Consider the following 13,277-nt stretch of genomic DNA (forward strand, 5'->3'; position numbering starts at 1 on the left):
GCGCACCGTGACTGGCGGACGGCATCTCGTGATCGTCGAGTCCCCGGCGAAGGCCCGGACGATCGGCCGCTACCTCGGGGAGGACTACACGGTCCTCGCCTCGGTGGGCCACATCCGCGACATCCCCGTGCCCCGCGATCTCCCCGCCGAGATGAAGAAGGGGCCGTACGGGAAGTTCGGCGTCGACGTCGCGGGCGACTTCGACCCGTACTACATAGTCAGCCCCGACAAGAAGAAGACCGTCGCCGACCTCAAGAAGGCCCTCAAGGACGCCGACACCCTCTACCTCGCCACCGATGAGGACCGCGAGGGGGAGGCGATCGCCTGGCACCTGCTCGAGACGCTCAAGCCCAAGAAGGGCCTGCCGGTCAAGCGGATGGTGTTCCACGAGATCACCAAGGACGCCATCCTCGGCGCGCTCGAGAACACCCGCGAGATCGACTCCCACCTGGTCGATGCGCAGGAGACCCGCCGCATCATCGACCGCCTGGTCGGCTTCGAGCTGTCCCCGGTGCTGTGGCGCAAGATCAAGCCCTCGCTCTCCGCGGGACGCGTGCAGTCCGTCGCGACCCGCCTCGTGGTCGAGCGGGAGCGAGAGCGGATGGCCTTCGTGGCCTCCGACTACTGGGACGTGACGGGCGTGTTCGGCCCGCAGGCCGAGGGCGACGAGCAGTTCTCCGCGAAGATCGCCACCGTCGACGGTTCCCGCGTCGCGACCGGCAGCGACTTCGCGGACACGGGCGAGCTGAAGCCCCGCTCGAAGTCCGCGACGGTGCTCACCGAGGAGTCGGCCGGCGCCCTGGTCACGGCGCTGTCCGGCGCCCCCGCGGAGGTCACGGCCCTCGAGTCCAAGCCCTACACCCGTCGGCCCGCCGCTCCCTTCACCACCTCCTCGCTGCAGCAGGAGGCCAGCCGCAAGCTGCGCCTCGGCGCGCGCCAGGCGATGCGGGTCGCGCAGGCGCTGTACGAGAACGGCTACATCACCTACATGCGTACCGACTCGGTGACCCTCTCGCGCGAGGCGATCTCCGCCTCCCGCGCGCAGGCCGCCGAGCTGTACGGCGCCCAGTACGTGCCCGACAAGCCCCGGCTCTACCAGAACAAGTCGCAGTCGGCGCAGGAGGCGCACGAGGCGATCCGCCCCGCGGGCGACCGCTTCCGCACCCCGGCCGAGGTCGCCGGGCAGCTCTCCGGCGACGAGTTCCGCCTCTACGAGCTGATCTGGAAGCGCACCGTCGCCTCGCAGATGGCCGACGCGAAGGGCACCACCTCGACCGTCGAGCTGACCCTCGCACAGGAGGGCCGCACCGCGACCTTCCGCGCCGCAGGCACCGTGATCACCTTCCGCGGCTTCCTCGCCGCCTACGAGGAGGGCCGCGACGCCTCCCGCTACGGCCAGGAGGAGGAGGGCGGCGACAAGCGTCTGCCGCAGATGCAGGAGGGCCAGCAGCTGGTCACCCGCGAGCTGACCCCCGACGGGCACACCACCACCCCGCCGCCCCGCTACACCGAGGCCTCGCTGGTGCGGGCCCTCGAGGAGCGCGGCATCGGCCGGCCCTCGACCTACGCCTCGACCGTCGCGACCGTTCAGGACCGCGGGTACGTGCTGCGCCGCGGCACCGCCCTGGTCCCCTCCTGGACGGCCTTCGCGGTGGTGCGCCTGCTCGAGGAGCACTTCGAGACCTACGTCGACTACGACTTCACCGCGCAGATGGAGCAGCAGCTCGACCGCATGGCGCGCGGCGATCTCGACCGCTCCCGCTACCTCAAGGACTTCTACCTCTCCGACGGGGAGGAGACCCCGATCGGTCTGAAGCCGATGGTCGACGACCTGGGCGAGATCGACGCCCGGGCGATCAACAGCATCGAGATCGGCGAGGGCATCACCCTGCGCGTGGGCCGCTACGGCGCCTACGTGGAGCGGGCCGCCCGCGACGAGCAGGGCGAGGTGATCGAGGGCGCCGACCCGCAGCGCGCCAACGTCTCCGACGAGATCGCGCCCGACGAGCTGACCGTGCAGGCCGCGCAGGAGCTGCTCGAGCGTGCGAAGGACGACGGCCGCGTGCTCGGCACCGACCCCGCGACCGGCCACGAGATCATCGCCAAGGACGGCCGCTACGGCCCCTATGTCACCGAGGTGCTGCCCGAGCCGGAGGAGACCGGCGGCAAGAAGGTCCCGAAGTCGAAGCAGCCGAAGCCCCGCACCGGCTCGCTGCTGTCCTCCCAGGACCTCTCCTCGATCACGCTCGAGCAGGCTCTCGCGCTGCTGAGCCTGCCCCGCGTGGTGGGCACCGCCGCCGACGGCACCGAGATCACCGCCCAGAACGGTCGCTACGGCCCGTACTTGAAGAAGGGCACCGACTCCCGCTCGCTCGAGTCCGAGGAGCAGATCTTCACGGTCACCCTCGAGGAGGCGGAGAAGATCTACGCGCAGCCGAAGACCCGCGGCCGCGCCGCCGCGAAGCCGCCGCTCAAGGAGCTCGGCACGGACCCCACCTCCGAGAAGCCGATCGTCATCAAGGACGGCCGCTTCGGCCCGTACATCACCGACGGCACCACGAACGTGTCGCTGCGGGCCAGCGAGAGGGTCGAGGAGATCACCGAGCAGGTCGCGATCGAGAAGCTCGCCGAGAAGCGCGCCAAGGGCCCCGCGAAGAAGCCCGCCGCGCGCCGCACCACGACGACGCGGAAGAAGTCGACGACCGCGAAGAGCTGAGCGGGCCGGCGTTCCCGCGCATCACCCTCAGCACCACCGGACGGGGTCCGGACCGTCGGGTCCGGGCCCCGTTCTGCACGTCGCTGCGCACGGAGGGTGCACGACGGGCAGGAACGCGCACGACCGTCACGACCCGGCCGCGGTGCCCGCCGGGTGCGCGGCCGCGGGACTAGGGTGTGACCCATCGGTCGACCTGCGGCGACGGTCGGAGGCGACGGAGCATTTCCCCTGCGTCACGAAGGAGTGATCATGGCTCGATCCCTGACCCGGCGCGCCGCCCTGGCCGGAGCCGCGGCGACCGCCGCGACCGTCGGCCTGGCCGGTTGCCTGCAGAATCCCGACAGCGGCGGCGGAGCCCTCGGCACCGTCGACCGCTACACCGACGGGGACGTCCCCGGCGACGGCACCGTCACCGTCCTCGGCGCCTTCGGCGGCCAGGAGCAGGAGGCCTTCGAGGCCTCTCTCGAGGAGTTCACCTCCTCGAGCGGAATCACCGTGCAGTACACCCCGGACAGCGACTTCTCGAACACCATCCGGCAGCGGGTCGGGGCGGGAGACGCCCCGGACATCGCCCTGTTCCCCCAGCCCGGCGGGCTGTTCGACCAGGCGGCCGCTGGCGCCGTGGTGCCGATCGACGTCTACCTCGACTACGACGCCCTCGAGGGCACGCTCGTGCCGGGCTTCCTGGACTCCGCCCGCCTGCAGGGTCGGGTCTACGGGGCGCCGATGCGCATGGCCTGCAAGTCGCTGATCTGGTACCCGAAGCCGGCCTACCAGGCGGGCGGCTGGTCGGAGGAGCCCGCGACGATGCAGGAGCTGTACGACATCGCCGACGACATCAAGGCCACCGGCATCGCCCCCTGGTCCGACGCCTGGGGCGCCGAGCAGGCGACCGGCTGGGTGGGCACGGACTGGATCGAGGAGTTCATGCTCCGCGTCCACGGCCCGGACATCTACGACGACTGGATCTACCACCGCATCCCCTTCAACTCCCCCGAGGTGGTCGAGGTCTTCGACCTGGTCGGCGAGCTGCTGCTCGGCGAGGGCAACGTCCTCGGCGGGCGCGAGACCATCCTCAACACCCCCTTCTCGGAGGCACCGCTGCCGCTGTTCGAGGACCCGGCGCGGGCGATGCTCGTGCGGCAGGGCAACTTCGTCACCGGCTTCTTCCCCGAGGCGGTGCTCACGGACATGGACAACCAGGTGGGCGTGTTCGCGATGCCGCCCTGGGAGGGTGGCTTCGAGGGCCAGCCGATCCTCGGCGGCGGCGACCTCGCGGCCCTGTTCTCCCTGGACGACGACTCGGTCGCGCTGATGCGCTTCCTCACCTCCCCCGAGTTCGGCGGCCCGTGGGCCCAGGCCGGGGGCTGGCTCAGCCCGCACACCACTTTCGACGCCTCGCAGTACGCCGACGAGACCACGCGCCGGGTCGCGGAGATCGCCGGGACCGCCAAGGTGTTCCGCTACGACGGCTCCGACGTGATGCCCGCGGCCGTCGGCGGCGGTTCCTTCTGGACCGGGATGGTCGAGTGGCTGCGCGGGTCGAAGACCGCCCAGCAGGTGTGCGACGAGATCGAGGCGGGGTGGCCGGCGTGAGCACCGCGGCCGTCACCGCACCGGCTCCGACGGAGCCCGTCGGCCGGGAGCGCGGCGGGTCCCCCGCCCGGCCCCTGCGCCTCGTCGTCGGCGCCGTCGGCATGGTGCTCACCGCCTGGCTGGTGTGCAACATCTTCCTCGCCTTCGCCTACTACCCGCAGTGGTTCGCGAGCTCCTCGATCCTCATCGGGCTGCTCGGCCTCGTCGTGGGCATCGGCGGCTCGATGCTCTTCTTCCGCTTCCTCAACATGTGCGTGGAAGGGCTCCCGTCCCGCTTCGCCGAGGGAGTGATCCCCTACGCCTTCCTGCTGCCGGGCTTCGCGCTGATCACGCTGATGCTCCTGTACCCGACGGTGCAGACCGTCGTGTACTCCTTCGCGAACGACGACTCCACGCAGTGGGTCCGGCTCGCGAACTACCAGGCGATCTTCTCCAGCGGCGCCTTCTGGTCGGCGCTGCTGAACAACCTGCTGTGGATCCTCGTGGTGCCGATCGTGACGGTCGCCTTCGGGCTCGGCGTCGCGGTCCTGGCCGATAAGCTCTCCCCCGTCGGCGAGCAGACCACCAAGTCGCTGATCTTCCTGCCGATGGCGATCAGCTTCGTCGGCGCCGCGACCATCTGGGGCCTGGTCTACGCCTACAGCGATCCGAGCACCGCGCAGACCGGTCTGCTCAACGCGATCGTCGTCGGCCTCGGCGGAGACCCCCAGCCCTGGTACCAGATCGAGACGGGGCGCCTGAACTCGCTGATGCTGATGGTGATCCTGATCTGGCTGCAGACGGGGTTCGCGATGGTGCTGCTGAGCTCGGCCATCAAGGCCGTCCCGGAGGACACGATCGAGGCGGGCCGGATGGACGGCGCGAGCGAGATCCGGATCTTCTGGCAGATCATCTTCCCGCAGGTGCGGGTGACGCTCGTGGCCGTGTTCATCACCGTGCTGATCCTGGTGCTGAAGGTCTTCGACGTCATCTACGTGACCACCAACGGCCTGTACGACACCGACGTGATCGCCAACCTGTTCTTCCGCAAGCTGTTCACGGACCAGCAGGCCGGGCAGGCCTCGGCGGTCGTGGTGGTGCTGCTGATCCTGGTGCTGCCGATCCTGGTGTACCAGGTGCGTGCCTTCCGAGCACAGGAGGCGGGACGATGAGCGGCACGATGAAGGACGGGCGCAAGCGGTCGCCGCTCGCGATGATCGTCATGCCCCTGCTGGTGATCCTGTGGACCGTCCCGACCCTCGGTCTGCTGGTGACGAGCCTGCGCACCCGCGAGGCGGCGGCGTCGACGGGCTGGTGGACCTCGCTCACCACCGGCGGCTGGACGTTCGACAACTACGCGCAGCTGCTCGGCAACGGCTCGATGGGCACCTCGCTCGTCAACTCCGTGGTGGTCGCGGTGCCGGCCACGGTGCTGCCGATCATGTTCGCGGCCTTCGCGGCCTACGCCTTCACCTTCATGGAGTTCCGCGGCAAGGACGTGCTGTTCATCGTCATCGTGGCCCTGATGGTGGTCCCGATCCAGGTGGCCTTCCAGCCGATGCTGGACCTGCTGGGGCCGCGCGGGCTGGGCATCAACGGCCAGTTCGTGGCGGTGTGGCTGCTGCACACCGGCTTCGGCATGCCCCTGGCCGTCTATACCCTGCGCAACTACATGGCGACCCTTCCGGGCTCCGTCGTGGAGAGCGCGAAGATCGACGGGGCGAGCCACTTCCAGACCTTCTGGAAGCTGGTCGCGCCGATGTCCTCCCCGGCGATAGCGGCCTTCGCGACGCTGCAGTTCCTGTGGGTGTGGAACGACCTGCTCATCGCGCGGCTGTTCATCGGCGGCGGCGAGAACCGCACCGTGATCGTCGACCTGCAGCAGATGCTGGGCACCCAGGGCCAGGGAGCGGAGCTGCTCACCGCGGGCGCCTTCCTCTCCATGGTGATCCCGATGATTGTGTTCTTCTCCCTGCAGCGCTTCCTGGTGCGCGGCATGACCTCCGGCGCCGTGAAGGGCTGATCCCCCTCCTCCGGCATCCGTCGTCCACCGAGCGCCCTCGACACCCCCGGGTGTCGGGGACGCTCGGTAGATTGGACCCCATGAGCGCCGATGACACCCGCGAGGGCGGGACCCTTCCCGACCTGGTCCTGCCCGCTTCCACCGTCCCCGATCCGGCGGCGGCGCCGGGCCTGCGCTGGGGCGTGATCTCCCCGGGCCACATCGGCACCCAGTTCACCGAGACCGCGCATCGGGCGACCGCATCCCGCGTCGTCTCCGTCGTCTCCCGTTCCGCTGAGCGGGCCGCGGCCTTCGCCGCCGAGCACGGCGTGGAGAGCTCCTACGACAGCGTCGGGGACATGCTCTCGGCGGGCGGGATCGACGCCGTCTACATCGCCTCCCCGCACGCGCAGCACCACGAGCTGACCCGCCCGGTGCTCGAGGCCGGGGTGCCGGTGCTGGTGGAGAAGGCCTTCACCCTCAACGCCCCGCAGGCGCGGGACCTGCTGGACCTCGCCCGGGACCGCGGGGTCTTCGCGATGGAGGCGATGTGGGCGCGTTTCCTGCCGCAGTACGACGTGCTCCGCCAGGTGCTGGACAGCGGGATCCTCGGCGAGATCGTCGAGGTCGCGGCCGACCACGGCCAGGCGATGCCCACCGATCCCGCCCACCGCATGAACGCGCCCGAGCTCGGCGGCGGCGCGCTGCTCGACCTCGGCGTCTACCCGATCTCCTTCGCGCAGATGGTGCTCGGCGATCTCGGGGAGCTCGCGGTGCGCGGCGAACTGACGCCGACGGGGGTCGACGGAACCGTGGCCCTGCTCGCCCGGGGCGCCCGCGGCGGCATGGCGCGCCTCGGCACGACCCTGCGCGCCCGCACGCCCACGGCCGCCGTGGTCTCCGGGACCGCCGGCTCCGCGCAGCTGGGCGGTGCGTTCTTCGCCCCCGGCACCTTCACCGTGACGCTGCTCGACGGCCGCACGGCGCGCGTCGAGCATCCCGGGCCCCACGGGGACGGCATGGCCTACGAGATCGCCGAGGCGGCCCGCCGGATCACCGCCGGGGAGCTCGAGTCGCCGCTGATGAGCTGGGCCGATACCCTCTCGGTGATGGAGACGATGGATGCCGTGCGTGCCGAGCTGGGCGTGGTCTACCCCGGGGAGGCCGGGGCATGACCCTCCAGATCGACGTCACCCGCGGCCTGCGCATCCCCGCGCCGCGTCCCCCGCGCCGCGGCGCCTTCCTGTCCTTCGAGGGCGGCGAGGCGGCCGGCAAGTCCACGCAGATCGCGCTGCTGCGCGAGCACCTGGTTTCCGAGCGCCGCGTCGCCGAGGACCTCGTGCTCACCACGCGCGAGCCCGGGGGGACCGCGCTCGGGGCGCAGATCCGGAACCTGGTGCTGCACGGCGAGCACATGGAGGCGCGGGCGGAGGCGCTGCTGTACGCGGCCGATCGCGCCCACCACATTGCGACCGTGGTGCGCCCCCATCTCGCGCGCGGCGGTCTCGTGCTCGCCGACCGCTATCTCGACTCCTCGATCGCCTACCAGGGCGCGGGGCGGGCACTGGATCCCGAGGAGATCGGCTCGCTCTCCCTGTGGGCGGCCGACGGCCTGCTCCCTCACCGCACCATCCTGCTGGACGTGCCCCCGGAGGCCCTCGATGACCGCCGGGACCCCGCGGGGAAGGACCGCCTCGAGCAAGCCGGGCGCGAGTTCCATGCCGCGGTCCGTCAGGAGTTCCTCGATCTCGCCGCCGCGGACCCGGAGCGCTTCGCGGTGATCGACGGGACCCTGCCCCGCGAGGAGGTGCACGCCCAGGTGCTCGCCTCGGTCGGTGAGGTGCTCGCCCTGTTCGACCCCACCTTCGAGCCGGCCCCACCGGCCCGCCACCGGGACGAGGCGTGAGCCCCCTGACCGGCGCCGCGACCGTCGCGCCCCCCGGGGTCGCGGACGGGCCGCTGCCGCGCGTCTGGGCCGACGTGGTCGGGCAGGACGCCGCGGTCGCGCAGTTCCGCCGCGCCGCCTCCCCCGAGGGCTCCCTCGCCCAGGCCTGGCTGATCACGGGACCGCCCGGCTCGGGCCGCTCCACGGCCGCGCGGGCCTTCGCCGCGACGCTCCAGTGCGAGCAGGGAACCGGCTGCGGCGAGTGCCGGGCCTGCCGCACGGTGCTCGCGGGCAGCCACCCCGACGTCACCGTGGTCGCGACCGACAAGCTCTCCATCGCGAAGGAGGAGGTGCGCGCACTGGTGATGACGGCGCAGCGCGCCCCGGCGACGGGACGGCACCGGGTGCTGGTCATCGAGGACGCGGACCGCATGAGCGCGGGCACCTTCAACGTGCTGCTGAAGTCGATCGAGGAGCCGCCGCCGTCGACCGTGTGGATGCTCTGTGCGCCCTCGGCGGAGGACCTCGCCGCCACCATCCGCTCCCGCTGCCGCCTGGTGACGCTCTCGGTGCCGGACTCGGCCGTGGTCGCGGAGCTGCTCGAGCGTCGCGACGGGGTCGATCCCGCGCTCGCCCTGCGCGCGGCCCGCGCCGCCCAGGGCCACATCGGCCTCGCCCTGCGCTACGCCACCCAGGAGGGCTCCCTCGCGGCCCGGGAGGAGGCGGCCCGGAGCCTGCTGGCCCTGCGCGGGGCCGGAGAGGCGGTGCTCGCCGCACAGGGGCTCGTGGACCGGGCGACGGCGGAGGCGAAGGAGCACGCCGACACGGTCGCCGCCGAGGAGCGCGAGCGCTTCCTGCGCTCGGCGGGGATCGACGACGGCAAGGTCCCACCGGCGCTGCGCTCCCAGGTCAAGCAGCTCGAGGACGATGCCAAGCGCCGCCAGACCCGCCTGGTGCGGGATGTGCTGGATCGCTATCTGCTCGATGTGCACTCGGTGCTGCGGGACGTGCTCGGCCGGCAGCTCGGCACCGGCGGGGAGCTCGTGAACATCGAGGTCGCCCCCGAGATCGAACGGGTCGCCGCTCGCGGGGACGGCCGGATCACCCTCACCCTGCTCGAGGCGGTGCAGGAAGCCCGGGCACGCATCGCCGGGAACGTCCCGCCCTTGCTCGCGATCGAGGCGCTGCTCGCCCGGATCGCGGTCTCCCTCGTCTGACCTTCCCCGGACCCTGACCCTGGTGACCGACACGTCATGTGCGGCGGTGTTCCCTCCAGGGCACTGAGCCGAACATGACCCGTCGGTACCGCGAGGGCGCGGAGCACCACGAGGGCGAGGAGGGACGAGGAGCTCAGTCCTCCGGCGAGTCCGCCTCGGGGATCTCGGCGGCCTGCTCGTCGGTGCCCGGAGTCTCGGCGGCCTGCTCGTCGGCGCCGCGCGGCTCGAGATCGACCTCGAGCTCGTCGATCACCCCGCCGTGGAGCTGGATCTCGCGGTCGGGCTCCTCCTGGCCGGTCTCCGAGTGGGCGCCGCAGCCGTAGTCGAGATGGACCACGCGACCGTCGGCCGGGGACCACTCGTTGGTGCACACCCCGAACTCGGTGCGCAGCGAGCCGGAGAGCTTCATGAGGAAGCCGCAGCTCGTGCAGGAGGCCGCGACGGTGCCGCGGCGGCCCCGGCTCGAGGTCTGCCGGGGACCGAACTCGCCCTCGGCCCAGCGCTCGGCGGCCTCGGAGCGGCCCTCCGGGGAGAGCACGCGCGCCCTCCCGAGCCCCAGCTCCCACCGCGCCACGCGGTCCTCGTCCTCGTCCCCGGTGGACTCGAAGCCCTGCTCGAGGCGGACGTCCTGCTCGCGGAACGGGAGCAGGTCGTCGGCGCCGACGTCCTCGGGCTTGAGCCGCTCGGACCACGGCTCCCAGTCGGGGGCGAGGATCGCGTCATCCCCCGGCAGCAGCGCGGTCTCGGCGACGGTCGCGACCTTCGCCCGGGACGCCCGCGTGACCACGACGATCCACGACCAGCCGCGGTAGCCGGGCATGGTGCACTCGAAGACATGGGTGGCCAGCCGCTCCCCGCTCGCCTCGACGCGGAGGTGCTCGCCGACCTGGCCTGGCTCGGTGACCTCGAGCAGCGCCTCGCGGGCGAGCTCGACGGCCTCGGCCGCGATCGCGTCCAGCTTGGGGTGCGCGGCGCGGGTCCGACGGGGGGCGGTGGTGGGCTGGGTCATCCGGTTCAGGCCTCGAAGTTGTCGGCGACGGCGCGCAGCACGGTGGCGATCTTCTGCGAGTGCCCGCGGTCGGGGTAGCGGCCCTGACGCAGCCCGTTGGAGGCGTCGTCGAGCAGACGGATCAGGTCCTCGACCATCCCGGCCATCTCGTCGGGCTTGGGGCGGCGCGCCCGGCTCACGGAGGGGGCGGGCTCGAGGAGCTGGAGGGAGAGGACCTGCGGGCCACGACGACCGTCGACCATGTCGAACTCCACGCGGGCACCCGGGCGCAGGGCCGTGACGTCCTCGGGGAGGTTCGTGGCGTGCACGTACACGCTCTGCCCGTCCTCGTCATCGAGGATGAAGCCGAAGCCCTTCTCGGCGTCGTAGAACTTCACCTTGCCGCGTGGCACGTGGATCCCATTCCTTGTCTTCTGCTGTGAATCGGGGGTGGTCACCCGAGCGCGCGACGGACCGAACCGGACTCGCCTGCACCCCAGGGCGCCGGAGACGGTCCGGCAAGGGTCGAGTCTACCGGAGCGACCCGGGCTGTGCAGTGCCGCGGGCGCCGCCGCCGGGGCCCGGGTGAGGGGGCACACGCCGAGGTCGGGGTCGCACCGTCGCTCAGCGCCGGAAGGCGGGCGGGATCTGCACCGTCGGCGCCCCCGACGGGGTCCCCTCGAGGCCGAGCTCGGTGAGCACCCGATCCAGGATCATCGCCGTGAAGCCCCACACGAAGGCGCCGTCGGGCAGGTCGAAGACGGGGCCGACGGCGCGATCGCCGAGGGCGCCCCGGAAGCGGCGGTCGGGATCGGTGAGCGAGCCCGGGCCGCGCAGCGGCGCCCAGACCACCCGCTCGACCTCGACGGGGTCCTGCACGCCGAGGCGCGGCCGCCGCGGTGCCCAGCCCAGCACCGGGGTGACCCGCTGGTCGCGCCACGGCATGGGGATAGGGGCGAAGGCGCCCAGGACCTCCACCTCGGCCGGGTGCAGGCCCGTCTCCTCGTGCGCCTCCCGCAGCGCGGCGTGGACAGGGCTGGGATCGTCGGCGTCGATGCCGCCGCCGGGGAGCGAGAACTGGCCGGGCTGGGAGCGCAGGGCGTGGCCGCGCTCCTCGAGGACGAGCGCGGCGTCCTCGAGGCCCGTGCCCGCGATCAGGAGCAGCACCGCGCTGCGCCGCGGGCCGCCCGCGCCGGGACGCGGCGCCCGCGGATCCTCCTCCCGCGGCACGAGGACCTCGCCGCGACGGGCCCCGTCCGCGAGCGGAGCCAGGAAGCGGGCCGCCTCCGGCAGCTCGGTCCCGGCGCTCATGCGGCCGCGCCGGGAGCGCTCGGGCAGATGTCGGCGAGGACGCACCGGGTGCAACGGGGCGCGCGGGCGAGGCAGACCCGTCGGCCGTGGAGGATCAGCCGCAGCGAGAGCGTCGTGAGGTCCATCGGCTTCGCGCCGCCCGGCTCGGGTTCCCCGCCGACTGCGGTGACGATGTCCTCCTCGACCGCTCGCGGGTCGGTGTTCGCGGTCCAGCCGAGCCGCCGCGCGAGCCGACCCACATGGGTGTCGACGGCGAGCAGCGAGTGCCCGAACCAGGTGCCCCGCACCACGTGCGCGGTCTTGCGGCCCACCCCGGGCAGGGCCTCGAGGGCGGCCTGGTCATCGGGCACCTCGCCGTCGTGCCGGTCGAGCAGACCGCGGGCGAGGCCGACGGCGCGACGCGCCCGGGTGGGGCCCATCCCGAGCGGGGCGAGGATCGCGGTCACCTCCGCCTCGTCGGCACCGGCGAGGGCGGCGGCGTCGGGCCAGCGGGAGAACAGCTCGGGGGTGACGGCGTTGACCCGCACGTCGGTCGTCTGTGCCGAGAGCATCGTCGCGACCAGCAGTTCGAAGGCATCGCGATGGTCGAGCTCGGTGCGCGCGTCCGGGTGCGCGGCGATCAGCAGGGCGTCCACGACGGCCGGGTCCGCGGGCGGCCCGACAGGCGCTCTCCCGGCCCGGTCCGCTGGCTGCGCGCTCATCCGATGGGCTCCTCGATCGACGGGTGACGAGCCTCCGCGCCGCAGTCGCGATAGTGTTCCCACAACGTGTGACAGCGCCCACCGCTGGTGGTCGCATGGTTCACAATGGGTAGCACAGCACGGTCCCGGCGCACCGGGACCCCACCATCAGGAGGTTCCGTGGACGAGAACATCGTACGGTCGTCGCCGCTGTTCGCTGCGCTCGACGAGGACGGCAAGCAGGCCGTGCTGGCGTCGATGAAGCAGGAGGACTACCACCGCAGCGCCATCATCTTCCGCGAGGGCGATCCCGGGGACCGGCTCTTCATCATCGGCTCGGGCAAGGTCAAGGTCGGGCACGCCTCGGGCGACGGCCGCGAGAACCTGCTGGCCGTGCTCGGCCCGGGCGAGACCCTCGGCGAGCTGTCGCTCTTCGATCCGGCGCCGCGCAACGCGACCGCCACCGTCGTCGCCGAGTCCACCCTGTACTCGCTCTCGCAGCAGGACCTCTACCGGGTCCTCGCGCAGCGTCCCGAGGTGGGTCGCCACCTGCTGGCCTCGCTCGCCCGTCGCCTGCGCAAGACCAACGAGTCCCTCGCGGACCTGGTCTTCGCGGACGTCCCCGGCCGCGTCGCCAAGAACGTCCTCGACCTCGCCCAGCGCTTCGGTCGCCAGACCGACGACGGCGTGATGGTCGCCCACGGTCTTACCCAGGAGGAGCTGGCCCAGCTGGTCGGCGCCTCCCGCGAGACCGTCAACAAGGCCCTCGCGGACTTCGCCTCGCGCGGCTGGATCCGGCTCGAGGCCCGCGCAGTGCTCATCGTGGACGTCGAGCGTCTGCGCCGCCGCGCCCGCTGACCCGCTCTCTCCAGCACTCCTGGCCGCCGAGCGCGCCGCCTCCCC

12 protein-coding genes are annotated in these 13,277 nt (G+C 72.4%); 8 read left to right on the forward strand and 4 right to left on the reverse strand.

What is annotated here, in order from left to right; translation table 11 throughout:
- The first annotated feature begins 7 nt into the window (after positions 1-7).
- The 7 genes from topA (at position 8) to ACZCAH_RS11140 (ending at position 9,395) form a co-directional block, all read left to right on the forward strand.
- Positions 8-2,716: a type I DNA topoisomerase gene (gene topA / locus ACZCAH_RS11110; RefSeq protein ID WP_464341137.1), complete on the forward strand. Its 2,709-nt coding sequence runs from the start codon at positions 8-10 to the stop codon at positions 2,714-2,716.
- A gap of 249 nt (positions 2,717-2,965) precedes the next feature.
- Positions 2,966-4,312 (forward strand): ABC transporter substrate-binding protein, encoded by a 1,347-nt coding sequence (locus ACZCAH_RS11115; RefSeq protein WP_464341138.1) that lies wholly within the window; start codon positions 2,966-2,968, stop codon positions 4,310-4,312.
- Complete coding sequence (locus tag ACZCAH_RS11120; RefSeq protein WP_464341139.1) at positions 4,309-5,463, forward strand: carbohydrate ABC transporter permease; 1,155 nt, start codon at positions 4,309-4,311, stop codon at positions 5,461-5,463. Before ACZCAH_RS11115 ends, ACZCAH_RS11120 begins: the two co-directional genes overlap by 4 nt.
- Positions 5,460-6,314: a carbohydrate ABC transporter permease gene (locus tag ACZCAH_RS11125; protein ID WP_464341140.1), complete on the forward strand. Its 855-nt coding sequence runs from the start codon at positions 5,460-5,462 to the stop codon at positions 6,312-6,314. The genes ACZCAH_RS11120 and ACZCAH_RS11125 overlap by 4 nt, the downstream gene beginning before the upstream one ends.
- Positions 6,315-6,394: 80 nt before the next feature.
- Positions 6,395-7,468 (forward strand): Gfo/Idh/MocA family protein, encoded by a 1,074-nt coding sequence (locus tag ACZCAH_RS11130; protein WP_464341141.1) that lies wholly within the window; start codon positions 6,395-6,397, stop codon positions 7,466-7,468.
- Positions 7,465-8,199: a dTMP kinase gene (gene tmk / locus ACZCAH_RS11135; protein ID WP_464341142.1), complete on the forward strand. Its 735-nt coding sequence runs from the start codon at positions 7,465-7,467 to the stop codon at positions 8,197-8,199. The genes ACZCAH_RS11130 and tmk overlap by 4 nt, the downstream gene beginning before the upstream one ends.
- Positions 8,200-8,204: 5 nt before the next feature.
- The gene (locus tag ACZCAH_RS11140) at positions 8,205-9,395 is read left to right on the forward strand and encodes a DNA polymerase III subunit delta' (RefSeq protein ID WP_464341200.1); all 1,191 of its coding nucleotides are present in this window, start codon (positions 8,205-8,207) and stop codon (positions 9,393-9,395) included.
- A gap of 133 nt (positions 9,396-9,528) precedes the next feature.
- On the opposite strand, the gene ACZCAH_RS11145 is transcribed toward ACZCAH_RS11140, so the two are convergent.
- The 4 genes from ACZCAH_RS11145 to ACZCAH_RS11160 all read right to left on the reverse strand — a co-directional run bounded on the left by ACZCAH_RS11145 (position 9,529) and on the right by ACZCAH_RS11160 (position 12,395).
- The gene (locus ACZCAH_RS11145; RefSeq protein ID WP_464341143.1) at positions 9,529-10,404 is read right to left on the reverse strand and encodes a DUF3027 domain-containing protein; all 876 of its coding nucleotides are present in this window, start codon (positions 10,402-10,404) and stop codon (positions 9,529-9,531) included.
- A gap of 5 nt (positions 10,405-10,409) precedes the next feature.
- Positions 10,410-10,796 carry a cold-shock protein gene (locus ACZCAH_RS11150; RefSeq protein WP_329746423.1) on the reverse strand — a complete coding sequence of 129 codons (387 nt, stop codon included), beginning with the start codon at positions 10,794-10,796 and terminating at the stop codon, positions 10,410-10,412.
- 211 nt (positions 10,797-11,007) lie between these two features.
- On the reverse strand, positions 11,008-11,694 hold the full coding sequence (locus tag ACZCAH_RS11155) for an NUDIX hydrolase (RefSeq protein ID WP_464341144.1): 687 nt from the start codon (positions 11,692-11,694) through the stop codon (positions 11,008-11,010).
- The gene (locus ACZCAH_RS11160) at positions 11,691-12,395 is read right to left on the reverse strand and encodes an endonuclease III domain-containing protein (RefSeq protein ID WP_464341145.1); all 705 of its coding nucleotides are present in this window, start codon (positions 12,393-12,395) and stop codon (positions 11,691-11,693) included. Before ACZCAH_RS11160 ends, ACZCAH_RS11155 begins: the two co-directional genes overlap by 4 nt.
- Before the next feature lie 159 nt (positions 12,396-12,554).
- Here ACZCAH_RS11160 and ACZCAH_RS11165 point away from each other — a divergent pair, with 159 nt between their 5' ends.
- Positions 12,555-13,232 (forward strand): Crp/Fnr family transcriptional regulator, encoded by a 678-nt coding sequence (locus ACZCAH_RS11165; RefSeq protein ID WP_015776602.1) that lies wholly within the window; start codon positions 12,555-12,557, stop codon positions 13,230-13,232.
- Positions 13,233-13,277 lie beyond the last annotated feature (45 nt).

It is taken from the genome of Brachybacterium sp. B718/18, from assembly GCF_055454375.1.

Excerpts from the sequence above, each read along its gene's own strand:
- tmk (WP_464341142.1), top strand. The coding sequence starts at position 7,465 with ATGACCCTCCAGATCGACGTCACCCGCGGCCTGCGCATCCCCGCGCCG.
- ACZCAH_RS11130 (WP_464341141.1), top strand. The coding sequence starts at position 6,395 with ATGAGCGCCGATGACACCCGCGAGGGCGGGACCCTTCCCGACCTGGTC.
- ACZCAH_RS11160 (WP_464341145.1), bottom strand. The coding sequence starts at position 12,395 with ATGAGCGCGCAGCCAGCGGACCGGGCCGGGAGAGCGCCTGTCGGGCCG.
- ACZCAH_RS11145 (WP_464341143.1), bottom strand. The coding sequence starts at position 10,404 with ATGACCCAGCCCACCACCGCCCCCCGTCGGACCCGCGCCGCGCACCCC.
- ACZCAH_RS11155 (WP_464341144.1), bottom strand. The coding sequence starts at position 11,694 with ATGAGCGCCGGGACCGAGCTGCCGGAGGCGGCCCGCTTCCTGGCTCCG.
- ACZCAH_RS11115 (WP_464341138.1), top strand. The coding sequence starts at position 2,966 with ATGGCTCGATCCCTGACCCGGCGCGCCGCCCTGGCCGGAGCCGCGGCG.
- ACZCAH_RS11125 (WP_464341140.1), top strand. The coding sequence starts at position 5,460 with ATGAGCGGCACGATGAAGGACGGGCGCAAGCGGTCGCCGCTCGCGATG.